The 17,149-nt window shown below is 67.0% G+C and carries 16 protein-coding genes; 7 read left to right on the top strand and 9 right to left on the bottom strand.

Annotation, left to right across the window (positions count from 1 at the left end):
* Positions 1–218 (top strand): ATP-binding protein (locus BCL67_RS11520; RefSeq protein WP_181255987.1); only part of this gene is annotated, 218 nt, incomplete at its 5' end.
* 64 nt (positions 219–282) lie between these two features.
* On the opposite strand, the gene BCL67_RS11515 is transcribed toward BCL67_RS11520, so the two are convergent.
* From BCL67_RS11515 to BCL67_RS11505, 3 genes are read right to left on the bottom strand one after another with little or no spacing between them, the layout of a single operon-like run.
* Positions 283–1,281 (bottom strand): ATP-binding protein, encoded by a 999-nt coding sequence (locus BCL67_RS11515; RefSeq protein WP_106123573.1) that lies wholly within the window; start codon positions 1,279–1,281, stop codon positions 283–285.
* Positions 1,281–3,263, bottom strand: a complete 1,983-nt coding sequence (locus tag BCL67_RS11510) for a leucine zipper domain-containing protein (RefSeq protein WP_106123572.1) — start codon at positions 3,261–3,263, stop codon at positions 1,281–1,283. Before BCL67_RS11510 ends, BCL67_RS11515 begins: the two co-directional genes overlap by 1 nt.
* On the bottom strand, positions 3,263–3,997 hold the full coding sequence (locus BCL67_RS11505) for a TnsA-like heteromeric transposase endonuclease subunit (RefSeq protein WP_106123571.1): 735 nt from the start codon (positions 3,995–3,997) through the stop codon (positions 3,263–3,265). Before BCL67_RS11505 ends, BCL67_RS11510 begins: the two co-directional genes overlap by 1 nt.
* A gap of 224 nt (positions 3,998–4,221) precedes the next feature.
* On the opposite strand from BCL67_RS11505, the gene clpB reads away from it, so the two are divergent.
* Positions 4,222–6,831: an ATP-dependent chaperone ClpB gene (clpB, locus tag BCL67_RS11500; protein ID WP_106123570.1), complete on the top strand. Its 2,610-nt coding sequence runs from the start codon at positions 4,222–4,224 to the stop codon at positions 6,829–6,831.
* A 91-nt stretch (positions 6,832–6,922) separates the two neighbouring features.
* Here the strand turns inward: clpB and BCL67_RS11495 are convergent, their stop codons facing one another.
* Entirely contained in the window at positions 6,923–7,498 is a 576-nt protein-coding gene (locus tag BCL67_RS11495; RefSeq protein WP_106123569.1) for a dihydrofolate reductase family protein, read from the bottom strand.
* Between the two features lie 192 nt (positions 7,499–7,690).
* Positions 7,691–8,296 carry a methylated-DNA--[protein]-cysteine S-methyltransferase gene (locus BCL67_RS11490; protein ID WP_106123568.1) on the bottom strand — a complete coding sequence of 202 codons (606 nt, stop codon included), beginning with the start codon at positions 8,294–8,296 and terminating at the stop codon, positions 7,691–7,693.
* Between the two features lie 284 nt (positions 8,297–8,580).
* Between BCL67_RS11490 and BCL67_RS11485 the strand changes: the two genes are divergently transcribed.
* The 5 genes from BCL67_RS11485 to BCL67_RS11465 are packed head-to-tail and all read left to right on the top strand — an operon-like array spanning position 8,581 to position 12,563.
* On the top strand, positions 8,581–8,784 hold the full coding sequence (locus BCL67_RS11485) for a DUF3073 domain-containing protein (RefSeq protein ID WP_106123583.1): 204 nt from the start codon (positions 8,581–8,583) through the stop codon (positions 8,782–8,784).
* A 3-nt stretch (positions 8,785–8,787) separates the two neighbouring features.
* Positions 8,788–9,747, top strand: a complete 960-nt coding sequence (locus BCL67_RS11480) for a Sir2 family NAD-dependent protein deacetylase (RefSeq protein ID WP_106123567.1) — start codon at positions 8,788–8,790, stop codon at positions 9,745–9,747.
* A 33-nt stretch (positions 9,748–9,780) separates the two neighbouring features.
* Entirely contained in the window at positions 9,781–11,319 is a 1,539-nt protein-coding gene (locus tag BCL67_RS11475) for an MFS transporter (RefSeq protein ID WP_258175003.1), read from the top strand.
* Between the two features lie 26 nt (positions 11,320–11,345).
* Positions 11,346–11,942 carry a TetR/AcrR family transcriptional regulator gene (locus BCL67_RS11470; RefSeq protein ID WP_106123566.1) on the top strand — a complete coding sequence of 199 codons (597 nt, stop codon included), beginning with the start codon at positions 11,346–11,348 and terminating at the stop codon, positions 11,940–11,942.
* A 9-nt stretch (positions 11,943–11,951) separates the two neighbouring features.
* Entirely contained in the window at positions 11,952–12,563 is a 612-nt protein-coding gene (locus tag BCL67_RS11465; RefSeq protein WP_146131143.1) for a LysE family translocator, read from the top strand.
* 40 nt (positions 12,564–12,603) lie between these two features.
* Here BCL67_RS11465 and BCL67_RS11460 read toward each other — a convergent pair whose 3' ends face one another.
* From BCL67_RS11460 to BCL67_RS11445, 4 genes are read right to left on the bottom strand one after another with little or no spacing between them, the layout of a single operon-like run.
* A complete protein-coding gene (locus BCL67_RS11460) occupies positions 12,604–14,202 on the bottom strand; it encodes an ATP-binding cassette domain-containing protein (protein WP_106123564.1) in 1,599 nt (532 codons plus the stop codon).
* On the bottom strand, positions 14,195–14,977 hold the full coding sequence (locus BCL67_RS11455) for a CbiQ family ECF transporter T component (RefSeq protein ID WP_106123563.1): 783 nt from the start codon (positions 14,975–14,977) through the stop codon (positions 14,195–14,197). Before BCL67_RS11455 ends, BCL67_RS11460 begins: the two co-directional genes overlap by 8 nt.
* Positions 14,955–15,899 carry an ECF transporter S component gene (locus tag BCL67_RS11450; protein ID WP_258175001.1) on the bottom strand — a complete coding sequence of 315 codons (945 nt, stop codon included), beginning with the start codon at positions 15,897–15,899 and terminating at the stop codon, positions 14,955–14,957. The genes BCL67_RS11455 and BCL67_RS11450 overlap by 23 nt, the downstream gene beginning before the upstream one ends.
* Complete coding sequence (locus BCL67_RS11445; RefSeq protein WP_106123562.1) at positions 15,886–17,058, bottom strand: nucleoside hydrolase; 1,173 nt, start codon at positions 17,056–17,058, stop codon at positions 15,886–15,888. The genes BCL67_RS11450 and BCL67_RS11445 overlap by 14 nt, the downstream gene beginning before the upstream one ends.
* Between the last annotated feature and the right edge of the window lie 91 nt (positions 17,059–17,149).

Here is a 17,149-nt window from a genome sequence, read left to right as displayed (position 1 = left end):
CCGATGAGTCCATGCGCAGCATGTTGTTGGAGCTCTTAGAGCGCCGCTACGACACCGCTTCGACGGTGTTCTGCACCCAGTACGCTAAGAAGGATTGGCACCAGCGACTCGGATCCGGGGTTCATGCTGACGCGATCATGGACCGCATCGTGCACAACACCGTCTGGGTCGATACAGGCAGCCACAACATGCGGGAGCACTCCACCATGAACCAGTAGTGAGCAGATGCCGGTGGGAGCCGGTGGCTTCCACAGCGACGGCCGCTGGCCCCCACCGGCAATATCACTGGCCCCCCGAGGCAATATTGGGTGGCTCCCAAACCTCCGAATACTCAGTCAGTGAGCCGATGTTGCCTTGTGTTCGGATGAAGAGTTCTTTGGCGAGTTGTACCAACATGTGTGGTTTCTTCTTAAGCAGAAGAATGTGGTCCCCAAAAACCCCCAGCAGGTCGCACCAGGCTCTCATCCCATCGGTCGTCAAGTTGGTGAACGGAGACACAGGGACTCGGGTGGCACGACGGGAGGTCTGGGCATACGCGGCATCTTCACCCAGGAGGCCTTCGTCGAAGAATCGTTTGGATCTGAGGTTTACGCCGACGTAGATGAATGTCGCAGGCATCTCATTCGCGAGCCCTTTGAGATGGTTGCTCACTTCTTGCCCTCGCTGGCGCCGGAAGTCGACGAAGTGGAGGTCATCGATCACGATGAGCCTGGTTTGGCAGGTGCGAACACAGTCGACGGCCAAGGCCGCCAGACCAGACGTGGTTGCCTTGTGCACAGCGGGGTGGCCGTAGAAGCTGAGAATTTTTTGGTTGAGGCTCTTCAACGTGACTGATGATTCCAGCGGTATGAACGCGACCGGGATTCTCTGGCTACCGTCAACCGTCTGATTGCCGTACTCCTCGAGATTGTCGAGGTGAAAGTTGCGGGCATAGTGGGTGGCGATGGTCGTTTTTCCCAGGGCGGGGGCGGCATCGATGACTGCTGAACCTCGTAGGCGGTTGCTGTCGCGGTGGTTCGAGGCCATGACTTGGTCCAAGATGTCGAAGGCGTGATTCAGCTGAGCGGTTCTCATCGGAGGTGGGTTGGCGTTCCAGACCGCTCGTACCTTTTCGTAGTCATGGCGTTCCTCCTTGTTGAGCTGTGCATAACTCTCCGCCGTGACAACAGGCGGTGCCGGCCGTGGTCCTGACTTGCAGAAATCGAACCACCCGGCTTTTGAGGCCATGTTGAAGTCTCTAGCGCCGTTGTCGCCGAGCCAGCGTGAGAATTCGTTTCTCATCAGTCGAGCACCTCCGTGGTCCCCTCAGGATTCGCCGCAACGTACTTTGAGAAGACATCATCGAGATCGTCTTCCACTGGTTCTTGTTCCCGCCGACGGTCCAGGTGCGCAAATAGGTCGACGACCTCAGGTGAAGCGTTGGGCTTCGACTTATTGGCCTTCTTCCTTGGGTGGTCGGTTGAGCTGGCAGCGAGGCGACGCGCGAGATTCCGTTCCCGCTTCTCCGTGATGACACCTTTGCTGTGTCGCTGCAACAGCTCTGCGATCGCGCCTCCGGGGTCCACGTGACGATTTGCCTTAACGCTCAATTGGCGAGTGTATTTCGCCGCTTCAGCGCTGAAGGGCGCGTCCAGACCGGGTGCATGTTCCCAATCGAGTCCGTGCCATGTTCGCGTGACGGGGTCCTGGAAGAAGATTTTGCGCACGTCGTCCAGGTCCACCATGAACGGCCAGTGTCCTGGATGTGCGCCCCCGTACGTGGACTTCGTGCCCCGATAGAGGTTCAAGCTCGGCCCGTCGTAGCGCCGCCCATCGATTTCGACACCGTAATGCTGGATGGTCCGCCACGCTACGTCGAGGAACTCCATGCGCAGATCTTGGCTGGCGGGGAGTCTAAGTACACCGGCGTTGGCGACTCCGCGAGCAAACATTTCCGCAGGCGATAGTTGAACCTCAGGGAGGTGGGGATCGCAGAGTCCGCGATGGGCAGTGTGATGGTAGATGCCTACCCATTCTCGAATTATCGTTTCGAGCTCCGATACGTAGTAGAAGGCCCCGTTCTCCACATTCTTCCCTCGTGAGTAGACATCGGGTCCTTTGTAAGCGGGCAGATGTTCCAGGAGTTGCTGGCGGAGGGTTCGGAAGAATCTCTCGACCGTTGGCTTGTCGGTCGGTTTGTGGGGGATTGCTGGTTGGATGTTGATTCCGAGCCGCTGGCATACGCCTTTAGTCCGTGCTGCCAGATAAATTTTGCCGTGGTCGACAACAACTGTGTCGGGCAAGGCGCCGGTGGATTGAGTTATGAGGTTGTCCGGAACCCCTGCGTAAGGTGGTGGCGCGTCGCCGGTCACGGGGCCCCATCGCTGTGGCGTGACGACTTGGTAGAGCACCGACGCAACGTCTTGGGCCGTTGTCGACTCGACGCGCAGCACAAGGCCGAGGATGCATCGGGAGTACAAATCCATCGCCACGGTGAGTTCCGTGTTCAGCCACCGGCCGGTAACCGGCTCCATAGCGAACACGTCCAGTCGGGTTGTATCCAGAACGACGTACTGGCCAGGTCTGTCAGCCCTCAGCCGGCCGAACATGCCCTGAGGTCGCTGCGCCACGGATCGTCGTTGTTTAGCCGCCCCGAAGGTGTAGCGCCCTGCGTCTAATTCCTGAATGCGCCGATATGCTACCGACCGTGAGGGTGCGACTCCCTGAGGGTTCTGGTCACCGAAGAGTGCATTGGTCTTTTCCAGTACTGCCTTCATCGTCGGGTTTGACCGATCGCGATAGCTCTCGAGCACCTCGATGCACGCGGTATCCCATTGCGGGTCGACTGAGTGGCGTCGAGGACGAATTAGTCGAGAGTCAACTAGGCCCACGAGTCCCTCCGCCGCGTATCTCTGGCCACGTCGATAGGCAGTCCGGAGCGAAATTCCAAGCTCGTCCGCCACAGCTCGGTAGAGGTCGTTCGTTGGTGTCTGAGTCGCATCAAAAATGAGCTCGTCAAATACATGTGCCTGTCGTTCGAGCTCTGTGCGCTGGGTTGAGCTCAGAGCACCGAGGATTACGGCGTGTAGCTCTGAGTCGTCGCGCGGGGTCTCGGAATCATCGAGTGGTTCAGCGACATCCACGAGGGAAGTCCCATGAACCCTTTTCAGGTGGTCTCCCGAGCGGAGAGTCACACTGGTTCCGTCGTGCTCGACGACAGTCCAGGCGCTCCCGTCGTGCCAAATCCGGGACCCCACTGAGAGATCGAGGTATTGAGGTTCCATCACGTCGCCTGATGTCTGGGGCTGAGTATTGTCCGGGCGCTGAGGGGGACTCGAAGGTCGGCTTCTACTTCGCCGAACCAAATGCAGCTAAGGACTGCGACGCGCCACATGTTTTCTTCGCAAGACGCAGGTCTGCGCGCTATAGCGTCACCCAGGGCGACGCTACGGCTGAGAAGAGCGACTCGGGCCTCTTGAACGTGTTCTGGGGGTATGCGTTCTCGGTGTCTTCCGATCGCGAGGGCGCGGACGTTGCGGAGTTCAACAGGGTCACCTCCGGTGAACACCTCATAATTCCAACCCTTCGTCCGGCAAAGACTCCGGGTTCGGTCGAACTGCGCTTTGACCGCGGGTTTGCTGATGAAACCCTCTGGCTTCACATCAATGACCGTGACGGTATTGTCCGCTTCGACGAGCATGATGTCGGGTACGTGTTTGAACGCGTCGAGACCATTTCCGCTTTTGACCTCGAAAGGTTGGGTTGCGATCCGCTCAACTGTGGGGTCGAAATCTGCGAGCCATAGGCGGTCGAGCTCAAGCAAGCTCTCGTAGACCAGCATCCGACGATGTGTCGAGGCCCAAAACAGGCCTGGGTAGCTTCGTTGCCGCCGGAAGCTGGGCGGGATGCGAACAGGGAGGCCATCGACGATGTCGTGGGCGCGTGCCAGATCCCAAGTCGTGGTGACCTCGTCACCGGCGACATTGCAATACCGCAAGGAATCCTCGCGAGTGCTCACATGCTAAGTCTGCCCCACTGTCAAATAGATGAGACTACTGACACGCCGCTGTCAAATAGATGACACTACTGCCAACTTAGCGGGATCCTACAGCCGCCCGATTGCTGATGCGCCCCACGCGGCGGAAGGAATACTTCCTCCCAACTCAAAGTTGAGTAATGTACACTCAAGTTTATTCGGCGCCGTCGTGCAACCGGCGTCCTCACGCACTGGGAGGGGCAGACATGGACGTTAAACTCACGACCAAATCGCAGGAGGTCGTCTCCGCGGCCGCAATGAACGCCAACACCGCGAGCAACCCGCAGGTGGAACCGGCGCATATCCTCAAGGCCCTGATGGATCAGCGCGAGTCCATGGCCGTCGCGCTGCTCAAGGCCGCCGGGGCTGATCCCGACGCCGTGAGCACCCGTGCCTCCGCCATCATCAAGTCTCTGCCCGCCACCAGCGGGGATTCCGTCGCGGCCCCGCAGTTCTCGCCCGCCGGGCTCAACGTCATCAAGGGCGCCCAGGCCCAGGCCGAGGACTACGGCGACGACTTCGTCTCCACCGAGCACCTGCTGATCGGCGCCGCCACCGACGGCGGCCCGGTCGGACGTGCACTCGCCGACGCCGGTGCCACCCTGCAGGCGCTCAAGGCTGAGCTGCCCGGGCTGCGCGGGGACCGCAAGGTCACCACCCCGGACCCGGAGAACACCTTCCAAGCCCTGGAGAAGTACGGCACGGACATGACCGAGATCGCCCGGTCCGGCAAGCTCGACCCGGTGATCGGGCGCGACTCCGAGATCCGCCGGGTCGTCCAGGTGCTCTCCCGCCGCACCAAGAACAATCCGGTCCTGATCGGTGAGCCCGGGGTCGGCAAGACCGCCGTCGTCGAAGGCCTGGCCCAGCGCATGGTCGCCGGGGACGTCCCCGAGTCCCTGCGTGAGAAGACGCTGATCTCCCTGGACCTGGGCGCGATGATCGCCGGCGCGAAGTACCGCGGTGAGTTCGAGGAGCGGCTGAAGGCCGTGCTCGAGGAGATCAAGGCCGCCGAGGGCCGGATCGTGACCTTCATCGATGAGATCCACACCGTGGTCGGGGCCGGCGCCTCGCAGGGCTCCATGGACGCGTCCAACATGCTCAAGCCGATGCTCGCCCGCGGGGAGCTGCGCCTGATCGGGGCGACCACCCTGGACGAGTACCGGGAGAACATCGAAGCCGACGCCGCCCTGGAGCGCCGGTTCCAGCAGGTCTACGTCGGTGAGCCCTCGGTGCCGAACGCGATCGCGATCCTGCGCGGCATCAAGGAGCGCTACGAGGCCCACCACAAGGTCGGCATCGCCGACAACGCGCTGGTCGCCGCCGTGACCCTCTCGGATCGCTACATCAGCGGCCGTCAGCTCCCGGACAAGGCCATCGACCTGATCGACGAGGCCGCCTCGAGGCTGCGCATGGAGATCGACTCCGCCCCGGTGGAGATCGACGAGCTGCGCCGCGTGGTGGACCGGATGACCATGGAGGAGCTCGCGCTGCAGAACGAGACCGACGCCGGCTCCGCCGAACGACTCATCACCCTGCGCGAGGACCTCGCCGACCGCAAGGAGGAGCTCGCCGAGCTCACCGCCCGTTGGGAGGCCGAGAAGGGCGAGCTCAACCGCGCCGGTGAACTGCGCGTGAAGCTCGATGAGCTGAAGTCCGCCGCCGAACGCGCCCAGCGCGACGGTGATCTCGCCGAGGCCTCCCGCATGCTCTACGGGGAGATCCCGCAGGTCGAGAAGGACCTGGCGGCGGCTGAGGAGGAGGACGCCTCCACCCCGGCCCCGGAGAAGAAGATGGTCGCCGACGAGGTCGACGCGGACGGGATCGCCGGGGTGATCTCGGCATGGACCGGAATCCCCGCCGGGCGGCTGCTCCAGGGCGAGACCGCGAAGCTGCTCCAGATGGAGGAGCTCATCGGCTCCCGGCTGATCGGACAGACCAAGGCGGTCAGTGCGGTCTCCGACGCGGTCCGCCGTGCCCGCACCGGGGTCTCCGACCCGGACCGGCCCACGGGCTCCTTCCTGTTCCTGGGCCCCACCGGCGTGGGCAAGACCGAGCTGGCCAAGGCGCTCGCGGAGTTCCTCTTCGACGACGAGCGCTCCATGATCCGGATCGACATGTCCGAGTACTCCGAGAAGCACTCCGTGGCCCGGCTGGTCGGGGCGCCCCCAGGGTATGTGGGCTTCGACCAGGGCGGACAGCTCACGGAAGCGGTCCGACGTCGGCCCTATTCGGTGGTGCTGCTCGATGAGGTGGAGAAGGCCCATCCGGAGGTCTTCGACATCCTGCTTCAGGTCCTCGACGACGGCCGGCTCACCGATGGGCAGGGCCGCACCGTGGACTTCCGCAACACGGTGCTGATCCTGACCTCCAACATGGGCTCGCAGTTCCTGGTGGATCAGACGTTGGAGCCCTCGATCAAGCACCAGCGGGTGATGGACGTGGTCCATGCCTCGTTCAAGCCCGAGTTCCTCAACCGGCTCGACGACATCGTGATGTTCGATCCGCTGAGCATGGAACAGCTCAGCGGGATCGTGGAGCTGCAGATCGGGCTGCTGCAGGAGCGGATGGCGGCGCGTCGTCTGACCCTGGAGGTCACCGAGGCCGCGCGGGACTGGCTGGCCTTCACCGGCTATGACCCCGCCTACGGCGCCCGGCCGCTGCGCCGACTGGTGCAGCGCGAGATCGGCGACCAGCTGGCCCGCGCGCTGCTCTCCGGCGAGGTCGAGGACGGCGACACGGTCCTGGTGGACCGGCAGGAGCTCTCGCTGGAGGGTGAGTCCGTGCACGGTCTGACCGTGACCAAGAAGCCCTGACCTGCTGCCCGTCCTGGGTGGTTGCGGTCTCCGGTCGGTACGTCACCGCCGGAGACCGCAACCACCCAGGAAGCCCGGGCTGCATCCGGCATCAGTGCCGGACGTCGTAGACGGCCTTGATGACCCCGTTGGCGTAGTGGTCCGACTCGCGCAGGCTCAGCTTCGTCGCGTCGCGGTTCTCCATGGTGAAGAGCCGTTTCCCGGTCCCCAGCAGCACCGGGAAGATCAGCAGGTTGTATCGGTCGATCAGGCCGGCAGCCATCAGACTCCGCGCCAGTTCGGCGCTGCCGTGGATGAAGATCGCGCCGCCGTCGTCGTCCTTGAGTGCGGCGATGTCCTCGGTGGATCGCAACAGGCTGATCGGTCCCCAGTTCTCGACCAGGGCGTTCTCGCTCAGGCTCGTCGAGACCACGTACTTCGGCAGGTCCTTGTAGCCCGCGTGGTCCTCGGACTCGGCCCAGATCGGAGCGAAGGCCTCGTAGCTGCGCCGGCCGAACATCAGCGCCGTCGTCTCCTCCAGCTCCTCGCCCTTGAGCGCGAACGCCTCCGGCAGAAACTCCGTGCCCAGCACCCACCCGCCGCTGGGGTGCCCCTCGCTGCTGCCGCCGGGGGAGTCGATGATCCCGTCGAGCGTCATGAATCCGGTCCACACCAATTCCCTGCTCATGCATCCTCCTCTGCCGAAAAGGCCGAGTCTGCATCAGGGGTCGGTGGGGTGTCACGACTCAAGGGCCAGAAGCCGCGTCGAGCCTCCCGGTCCATTCTCCGAGCCAGTCTTCTAGGTCAGTTGCGTTCTCCGGTCCCTACGTCACGACCGGAATCTGCAACCACCCGGGAAGGATGCCACCCGGGAAGAGGGTCAGCGGGTCAGGAGCAGGCCCTCGCGGACCAGGAGTGCTCGTTTGGTCTCGATGCCGCCGAAGCCGTAGCCGCCCAGGGCCCCGTCGGAGCGGATCACGCGGTGACACGGGACCGCGAAGGCGACCAGGTTGTTCGCACACGCGCTGGCCGCGGCCCGGTGCGCCAGCGGCCGGCCGGCCATCTGGGCGAGCTCCGCGTAGGACACGGTCTCTCCGGCCGGGATCTCACGCATCGCCGCCCAGACCTCCTGGCGGTAGGCCGAACCGGGCTGCACCACGGTCAGCTCATCCAGCGCGGTGTGATGGCCTGCGGCGTAGGCGGCCACCGCCTCGGGCACCGTGCCCCGCTCTGCGGGCAGCGGCTTCATCTCGCGAGCCGCAGTGGCCGGCGCCAGGACCTCCAGCTGGTCCATCAGCTGCTCCAGGACCCGCCCGATCGCGGCGACCTCCGGCTCGTCCCCGGCGGCCTGGGCCAGCGAGGCGGCCCGGATGGCCTCATCCTCGGGGGAGTAGATGACCACGATCGCGCCGAGCCCCTCCAGGGAGGCCGAGCACCAGCGCAGCTCGGGCAGATGGGACTCCGGAAGGGGCGGTGCGTCAGTCATAATCCGAATTCTCCACCGCCTGCCGAGAGAGGTCCAGCCCTGCCTGGAGCCCGGGTTGATGGTGTGGAACAGACTGCGCCGTCGCGGCGTTGTACCGGGTGGCTGACCTGCTTCGAAGAGGCGTAAAACGTGTGATCGTGCTGACCCTGAGCATCGATCGGGCGACGACGCAGCGCCAGTCATGTTAACCTAGGGATCACGAACTACTTCATATACAGCTAATCCCGCGATAGCCCATGCCCGGCATCGCACAGGGACACGAGAAGACAGAGGGGGTCTCGCTTATGGGGCGTGGCCGTCAGAAGGCGAAAGCTACGAAGCAGGCTCGGGAGATCAAGTACTACACTCCGGACACCGACCTGACTGCTCTTGAGAGAGAGCTCGCCAAAACCCGTGGTGAACGAGAGTCGTCCAGCCGCCCAGTGCGCCCGGACACCGAAGAGCGCAGCAGCGGCTTTGACCCGTACGAGGATAAGTACGGGCGCTGACCCGTGGAAGAGCCCACCCAGTCGGCCTTCACCAAGCCTGTCGAGAATGCCCATAAGGCAGCTCTCCGCTCGATAGCCCGAGTGGTGGAGGACACCGCCGAGCCTCAGTCCGACGAGATCGCGCGCGAAGGCATCCGAGCGATGCTCGAGCGGGGCGACGTCCTCGCGGTCACCGGCGCCGGCGTCTCCACCGACTCCGGCATCCCGGACTATCGCGGACCCCAGGGCTCGCTGCATCGGCACCGACCGATGACCTACCAGGAGTTCCAGCACGACGCCGCCTCGCGCCGTCGCTACTGGGCCCGAGGCTTCGTCGGCTGGCGGCAGATGCACCGGGCCGAGCCCAACGAGGCCCACCGGCTGCTCGCCGACTGGCAGTCATCCGGCATGCTCAGCGGCCTGATCACGCAGAACGTCGATGGACTCCACCGCGCCGCCGGGGCAGACCCGGTGATCCACCTGCACGGCGACATGGACTCCGTGATCTGCCTGAACTGCGGCAACCGCGAGACCCGATCCTCCCTGGACGCCCGGCTGCAGGAGGCGAACCCCGGATACGCCGAGGCCGCCTTCGCCGCCGCGGAGAACGTGAACCCCGACGGCGACGTCACCCTGGACCAGTCCTGGATCGAGAAGTTCCACATGGTCACCTGCCTGGTCTGCGGCTCGGAGAAGCTCAAGCCCGACGTCGTGTACTTCGGCGAGTCGGTGCCGGCCGAGCGCAAGGCCGCGGTCGAGAAGCTTGTCGCCGCCTCCTCCGCGCTGCTGGTGGTCGGCAGCTCCATGGCGGTGATGAGCGGGTTCAAGATCGCGCTGACCATGCATCAGTCGAACCGTCAGATCGGCGTGATCAACGGCGGACCCTCCCGCGCAGACGCCAAGGCGGACTGGCGCTGGCGCACCCGGATCACTCCGGCGCTGCAGTCGCTGGACGCGCTGCTGGGTGAGCAAGCTCACCAGTAACTGTACCGTACGTATAGTATAGTTACTCGGGTGATGACCCTTCCTTCCGTGCACGCTGATCAGCGACGCGCCCTGAGCGCGTGGCAGCGCTGGACCATGCTCGCCATCGTCTCCTCGGCGCTGTTCCTGATCGCCCTGGACAACACGATCCTCTACACCGCCCTGCCCACGCTGACCGCGGAGCTCGGCGCGTCCTCCTCGCAGCAGCTGTGGATCATCAATGCCTATCCGTTGGTGATCGCCGGGCTGCTGCCCGGCTCCGGCGCGCTGGGGGACCGGTTCGGACACAAACGGATCTTCCAGGTGGGCCTGGGCATCTTCGGCGTGGCCTCGATCCTGGCCGCCTTCTCCGGCAGCTCCGAGATGCTCATCGCCTCCCGTGCGCTGCTCGCCGTGGGCGCCGCCGCGATGATGCCCGCCACCCTGGCGCTGATCCGGCTCACCTTCTCGGTGGAGCGCGAGCGCAATATGGCCATCGCCATCTGGGCCGCCGTGGCCACCGTGGGCATGGCGCTGGGCCCGATCGTCTCCGGCGTGCTGCTGGAGTTCTTCTGGTGGGGCTCGGTGTTCCTGGTCAACGTGCCGATCGTCGCGGGCGCCCTGGTGCTGATGCTGGTGGTCGGCCCGGCGAACATCGCCAACCCGGGGCGGCACTGGGACTGGCTCTCCTCCGCGCAGGTGATGATCGGACTGACCGCCGCCGTGCTGGCGATCAAGACCATCGCCGAGACCCCGGTGGACTGGGTGCGCTTCGTCGTCTCCGTCGTCGTCGCCGCGGTCATGCTCACCTTCTTCGCCCGACGTCAGATCCGGCTCACCCGCACCGCCGAGCCGCTGGTTGACTTCACGATCTTCCGCAACCGCGGGTTCAGCGGCGGCGTGATCGCCGCGGGCGCCAGCATCTTCGCCATCGTCGGGGTCCAGCTGGGCACCACCCAGCGCTTCCAGCTGGTGGAGGGCTTTTCCCCGCTCGACGCCGGACTGATCGTCTCCGCCCTGGCGCTGGGCTCGCTGCCCTTCGCGCTGTTCGGCGGCGCGATCCTGCACCGCGCCGGGCTGCTCACGCTGATCGGCGGGGGCATGGCGCTGGCCGCCGTCGGCGCCCTGGGCTCGATCTACGCGGTGCTGGACGACTCGCTGGTGCTGCTGGTGACCAGCTTCGGCGTGCTCGGCGCCGGACTGGGTGCCTCCATGTCGGTCGCCTCCACCGCGATCATGGGCAACGTCCCGCCGCGCCGCGCCGGGATGGCTGCCTCCATCGAGGAGGTCTCCTACGAGTTCGGCGGACTGGTCGGGGTGGCGCTGCTGGGCAGCCTGCTCACCTTCGTCTACACCCGGGTGCTGGTGCTGCCCGCCGGCGCTGAGCAGTATGCCGGCCAGGCCCCGGCTGCGGTGCTCGAGTCCGGGGACGCCCCCGCGATGGCCGCCGCCGCGGAGGCCTTCGACGTCGCCTACCTGGGCGTGCTCATCGGCGTCGCCGTGGTGATGGTGCTCGCCGCCGTCGCGTCCTCCTGGATGCTGCGCCGCTACACCCCGGGCACCGAGTCCCAGGCCTACCCCGAAAACCACTGAGAACCACTGAGCGGAGCTCCCTCACTGTGCGACCCTCCAAACGCCGCGAGATCCTCGATGCGGCCACCCGTGTGGTCCAGCGCGAAGGCGTGACCACGCTGACCTACGAATCAGTCGCCGCCGAGGCCGGGATGACCAAGGGCGGGCTGCTCTATCACTTCCCGTCCCGGGAGGAGCTGCTGCTCGGGCTGCACCGGCACGTGGCCCAGAACTGGGAGCTGGCGCTGGAGTCCCAGGCCGGCGGCACCGCGCAGGAGCTCAGCCGCGAGGCTCGCTTCCGGGCCTTCGTGCAGCTCTCACAGAACCCCGAGCGCGCGGAGCTGCTGCTGATGCTCGAGGCCTCCGAGGACCCGGTGGCCAACGCCGCCTGGGATGAGGTCTTCGCCCGGTGGGCGCCGCAGCCTCCGGAGGTTCCGCAGCGCTCAGAAGGCCAAGACCCCCAGGCACCCGACGACGACGCCGCGGAGGCCGCCGCGGTCCAGCGCTTCATCGCGCGGCTCGCCGCTGACGGACTGTGGTTCTACGAGGCGCTCTCGACCGAGCGGCTGGACCCTCGGCTGCGCGAACGGGTCACCGAGGAGATCATCGCGCTGGCGCAGAGCGCCGCCGTGCCAGCAGAGTAGTCTCGTCCAGTGGCGATTCTCTCTCTGATGCTCTTCGTGGTGGCCGGCGCCGGCACCCCGGGGCCGAACAACACCATCGTGATGGCCTCCGGAGCCGCCTACGGGTTCAAGCGGACGCTGCCGGCGATCCTGGGAGTCAACGTCGGCTTCCCGACCATGGTGCTGCTGGTCGGGATCGGGCTGGGCCAGGCGCTGGAACAGTGGCCCGTGATCCTCGACATCCTGCGCCCCATCGGCATCCTCTACCTGCTCTGGCTCGCCTTCAAGATCGCCAGCGGCCCCACCACGCTGACCCCCAAGCCGGGAGCCAAGCCGCCGGGGTTCGTGCAGATGGCGCTGTTCCAGTTCGTGAACCCCAAGGCCTGGACCCTCTCGGTGGCCGCGCTGAGCACCTTCACCGGCTTCTGGGACTCCTTCATGCTCGAGGTCGCCGTGATCGCGCTGGTCGCCTGCAGCTTCGGGGCTCCCTTCACGATCGCGTGGACCCTGCTCGGCGTGGGCGCCGGCCGGATCATCTCGCAGCCCAAGCACATGCTGATCTTCAACCTGGTCATGGCCGGACTGCTCGTGGCCTCGGTGGTGCCGGCGATGGTCGACACCTGGGAGTCGCTGCCTATTTAGTCTTGCCAGCATCGGGTGCGCCGGGGACAGGCAAGACCAGTCAGGCTTCTGGCTGCAGATGCCCCGCATCCAGGCGCAGCTGCCGATCGCTGATCTCCGCGGCCCAGCGCTGATCGTGGGTGGCCACGAGCACCGCGCCCCCGGCGGAGGTGAACCCGCGGACCAGGGTGCTCAGCCGGGTCATCGCCGCTGAGTCACGGCCCAGTGTGGGCTCGTCGAGCAGCAGCACTGCGGGTCTCAGCAGCAGCGCCGAGGCGATCACACAGTCCTTGCGCTGCGCGGGCACCAGGTCATAGGGGTGCTCCTCGGCCTCCGCGCTGAGACCGGCCAGCTCCATCACCTCCTGCACCTGCTCCTCGCGGCGTGCCAGTGCGGGCGCGCGGTCCTCGCGGCGCAGCCGACGTCCCCCCGGGCCCAGCGGGACCGCACGCATCAGCTCCGCACGCACCGTCGAGGCGGAGAGCTGATCCCCGGGATCCTGCCCCACCCACGCCAGGTGCCCGGCCCGGCGATGCGCCGGCACCTCGGCGAGGGCGACCCCACCGGGCCCGGTGATCCTAGCCCCAGGTTCCGCGGGGACGAGCCCCGCCAAAGCGCTGAGCAGCGTCGACTTCCCCGACCCGTTGGCGCCCAGCAGCGCGGTGACCTCGCTTGCATACAGGTCCAGCGCCAGGTTCTGCAGCACCGGGGTGGTCTCGCGCTGCACCGAGAGCTCGCGGACGCTCAGCAGCACCTGCCTGCCGTGCTGTGCGGCTTCTGGGAAGGGCTCGTCTCGCCGGGCCGGTGCGCGCCGGGCATCCCAGATCCCGTGCTGATCAAGCTGTGCATCATCCAGCCGCAGCTGATCTGCCTGCACCTGATCGCACTGGCCTGCGCCGTCCGCCTCGGGTGACAGCCCTCCCGCCTCCGCTGACAGTCCGGCCGCTCCAGCAGCGGCCGGTCCAGCCGTGACCTGACGGCCCCGGTCCAGGAACAGCACCTGGTCGCAGGCGGCGGTGAGGTCGTCGTGCTGATGTCCGGTGAGCAGGACGGCGCCGCCGGCGTCGCGGAACGCGCGCAGGGACCGGGCCAGGCGTCGTCGTGCGCTGGCGTCCAGCGCCTGGGAGGGCTGATCCAGCACAAGCACGTCCGGTCGCAGGGTGAGCAGCCCGGCCAGAGCGGTGAGCTGGCGCTCCCCGCCGGAGAGTGTGGCGAGCGGGCGCTCGGCCAGACCGGCGATGCCCAGCGCCTGCAGGCTGGCCTCGGCGCGCTCGAAGCAGTCGGCGAGCGGCAGCCCGGAGAGTCGCCCGGGCAGCGCGGCCTCGTCGTGGACGGTCCGGGTCAGGCCGGTGAGCTGGGCCTCCGGGTCATCGCCGAGCATCCCGACGCCGCCGTGGCCGTCTTCGCCGGGCAGCTCGCGGACCCCGGTGCTGTGTCCGTGTTCGCCCAGCAGCCCGGCGGCGGCGCGGGCCAGGGTGGAGGTGCCGGCGCCCTGCGGGCCGAGCACCGCGACCGCGTCCCCGGCGCGCAGCACCAGGTCGACGCCGGCCAGGGCGAGCGTCTCCGCGCCGCGGTACTGGAAGCTGAAGTCGGTCAGACGCAGCTGGGCCGGCGGCAGGGGTGCGGGCAGGGACTCGGGCGACGGCGTGGGATCAGGCATCGAGGACTCCGAGCAGGTCGGTGGCAGAAGGCAGCGGCAGCAGCCCGACCAGCGAGGCTCCCACGAGAAGACAGGATCCGACGACGGCGCCCCAGCGCAGCGCGGACTGACCCGCACCCGCGGGGTAGAACCGGGCCGGGGTGGGTCGTGGCGCGAGGCCGAACCCACGCTGGGTCAGGGCATCGTGGCGCTGGTCCAGCTGCGTGATGGCGGTGACCAGCAGGCCGCCGAGCACCCCGGTGAGCAGCCGCAGCCGGACCAGCAGGCGGTCGGTGTCCCAGCCGCGGGCGGCGCGGGCGGCCAGCGCCGCGCGGACCCGGTGCTGGGCCAGCGGGATGAGGCTCATCGCGGCGGCGCACACGTAGGCCAGGGACAGCGGCAGGCGCAGGGTCAGCAGGCCGTCGAAGGCGCGCGAGGGATCGGAGCCGAAGGCGAACAGCGCGCAGACCGCCACCATCGCGGCGACGCGGAGCCAGAGCTGGATCGCCAGCGCGAGGCCCTCCACGGTGACCGCGGCGGGCCCGAACTCGGCAAGGACCTGGACCTGTTCGCCGGGATAGAAGAGGCCCTGGATGATCCCGACCATGACCAGCATCGGTCCGGCGAGCAGCATCAGGGTCAGTGCCCAGCGGCGGAAGCGGACTCGTGGGGAGACCGCCGCCCCGACCACCGTGCTCAGCAGCACGGCGGCCGGGATCAGCGGGGAGGGAACTCCGTAGACGAGCAGCAGCGCGCAGCCGAGCAGAACCAGCTCAGTGGCCGGATGCAGCCGCATGCGCAGGTCCCGCGTCTGTCCGGTTCCGGCGCTTCACCCGGGAGTGCTCGGTGAAGGGGAACCTGCTGCGCAGCCGGTTCGGCAGCGCGGCGAGCACCAGGAAGGCCAGGGCGAAGATGATGGCCTTGTCGGCGATGTCGCTGCCCAGCCCCTGGATGGTCGCAGCCCCGAGCATGGATGCTCCGGCGCCCTGCAGGGCGGCGACGACGCTGCCGGTGCCCACGCCGAGTCCGCCGCCGAAGATGAAGGCGGCCACCGGGGTGGCGATCAGGCCGGTGGGGATGCCGGCCACGGCGCCGGCGATGACGGCCCACCAGATGCGGCGGAAGCCACCGATCCGAGCGATCCAGCCGGCGGCGGCACCGATGAAGGCGGAGCCCGCGGTGAAGGCGATGACGGTGGGGTTGATCGTCACACCCCAGATGACGTTGGTGAGGATTCCGGTCAGCGCGCCGGCGGCGGGGCCGGCGATGACACCGATGATCACGGTGCCCAGGGAATCGAGGTAGAGCGGGATCGCGGTCATGGTGCCTACGATCTGTCCGGTGGTGATGTTCAGCGCGATCATCACCGGCATCAGCGCGAGCACGCTGCGCGGGATCCGCGGGAGCGTGCCGGCGGCGATCAGCGCGGCGCCGAGCAGGTAGCCGACCATCACGCCGAGCGTGGTGTGGCCCAGATCAGCGCCCAGGGTGGCGGGCTGGGTGGTCAGCACCCAGAGATAGGTGCCGACGATGACGGCGGCTCCGGCGGTGAGCGCCAGGATGGACCACAGCGGGGGAGCGGGCCGGAGGTGGTTGCCGGCGCGGTCGCTCCCGGCGGTCTGTGAGGTGCGGGTTCCAGCAGTGCGGTTCTTCGGGGTTTCTCCGGGATCCGCCGCGGTGACGGACCCCTGCCCAGAGTGCGGGTCAGTGTGAGCCATGATGGTGTGGTCCTCTTCTTAGGGTGATGGTCAGGTGATCCAGGAACGCCTCGGCGTCCAGGCTGCGGATGACCTCGACATTAGGTGCGCGGCCCCAGCGGCCGAGCCAGTCGGCCACAGTCTCGCCACGGGTCAGCGTGCCGATGAGTTCGACGTCGACCGCTGCCTTCTCGGTCATGAGCGCCCAGGGAATTATCCCGTCTGCGGCGCGTGCAGACGAATCCCGCCCGGGCTCCGCCGCCGGAGCAGTGTCTTCGTCAGGTTGCTGGCTCTCAGGCTGGGGCAGGTGCTCAGCCTGGGCGTGAGCCTCGTTCTCATTCCGGGCCCAGACCACCGCCGCGGCGGTGACATAGGGGTCGTGGACATGGGCGAGATAGCCGTGGCCGTCGGCCTCGTGGAACTCGAAGTAGAACCGCAGCGCCTCCGCGAGCTGGGTCAGCCATGCTGACCACGGCTCCGAGTCGGGGCGATCCAGGATCTGCTGCAGCCGCTGCGGCGTCAGCGCCACCGCCTCGGTGGCCTCGATGGGGCCGATCACCGGCAGATGGGTCGCTTCGCCGAAGGCATCGAGCACGGCCTTCGTGGCCTCGGGGTCATAGCTGACGTTCCACTCGGTGGTGGGCCGGGTGTTGCCCCGGTAGTTGAAGGCCCCGCCCATGATGAAGAGCCGCTTGAGCAGCTTCGGAAGCCGTGGCTCCAGCTGCAGCGCCAGGGCGAGGTTGGTGGCGGGTCCGGTGAGCACTCCGATCAGCTCCCCAGGGTGGGCGTGGGCGGCCCGGACCCAGGCCTGCGCGGCGGGAAGCTCATCGGCCGTGAATCCTCCGGTGACCCCGTCCGTGATCTCGTCGGCGACCCCGCCCGTGGCCGCGCCGGCGGGCAGCCGGGCATAGCCGGCCCCGGTGTCGCCGTGGGTCTCTTCGGCATATTCGGACACCCCGGCCAGCGGGTGCTCTGCCCCGGCGTGCACACGCAGGTCGGTGCGTCCGGCCAGCTGCAGCCAGCCCAGCGTGTTCGCCAGCACCTGGGCGGTGGAGACATTGCCGCCGCTCGCCGCAATGCCGGTGATCTCGACGTCGTCCTGGCAGAACAGCCAGCCCAGCGCGAGCGCATCATCGATGCCGGGGTCACAGTCGAGGAAGAGAGGGATCACCCGTCCCATTGTGCCGGGTACGCCTGGGGACCGCCGCTACACATAGAGCCTTATTCAATTAAGGCACACCGGCCTTGCGTATCTTAGGGTAGACTGGATC

Source organism: Nesterenkonia sandarakina (assembly GCF_003003175.1).
Lineage (GTDB): Bacteria > Actinomycetota > Actinomycetes > Actinomycetales > Micrococcaceae > Nesterenkonia > Nesterenkonia sandarakina_A.
This window is presented reverse-complemented; position numbering and strand designations above follow the sequence as displayed.